Source organism: Streptococcus sp. k-378 (genome assembly GCF_013277505.1).
GTDB classification, from domain to species: domain Bacteria; phylum Bacillota; class Bacilli; order Lactobacillales; family Streptococcaceae; genus Streptococcus; species Streptococcus pseudopneumoniae.
Genome location: NZ_VMNC01000167.1, coordinates 1 through 787, shown reverse-complemented (window position 1 = coordinate 787; position 787 = coordinate 1). Strand labels below are relative to the sequence as shown.

Genomic DNA, 787 nt, shown 5'->3' with positions numbered 1-787 from the left:
GAACACAAGCTATCATTCGAAATCACTTTCTTCGCTACGATAGAGCTGTCCGATGTCGAGTGAAAATTATTACTATGGATATGTTTAGTCCTTACTATGACTTAGCTAAACAGATTCGCTTTCAAATTTCTAGGCTCAGGCTGAAACAGTCTCCCAGACTGTTTCACTCCCGAATGCTAAAATCGTGTTGGATCGCTTTCACATTGTACAACATCTTAACCGTGCTATGAGTCGTGTGCATGTCCAAATCATGAATCAGTTTCATCGAAAATCCCATGAATACAAGGCTATCAAGCGCTACTGGAAACTCATTCAACAGGATAGTCGTAAACTCAGCGATAAACGTTTTTATCGCCCTACTTTTCGTATGCACTTAACCAATAAAGAGATTCTTGACAAGCTTTTGAGCTATTCAGAAGACTTGAAACACCACTACAATCTCTATCAGCTCTTGCTTTTTCACTTCCAGAATAAGGAACCAGAGACATTTTTCGGACTTATTGAGGACAATCTTAAGCAGGTTCATCCTATTTTTCAGACTGTCTTTAAAACTTTCCTCAAAGATAAAGAAAAGATTGTCAACGCCCTTCAACTACACTATTCTAACGCCAAACTGGAAGCGACCAATAATCTCATTAAGCTTATCAAACGAAATGCCTTTGGATTTCGGAACTTTGAAAACTTCAAAAAACGGATTTTTATCGCTCTGAACATCAAAAAAGAAAGGACGAAATTTGTCCTTTCTCGTGCTTAGCTGACTTCAACCCACTACAGTTGACAAAGAGCC

At 38.6% G+C, this 787-nt stretch carries 1 pseudogene; it reads left to right on the top strand.

Features of this window, described 5'->3' with window-relative positions:
* Positions 1 to 754: pseudogene (locus HT719_RS12085) on the top strand (transposase); the annotation flags it as partial.
* Between the last annotated feature and the right edge of the window lie 33 nt (positions 755 to 787).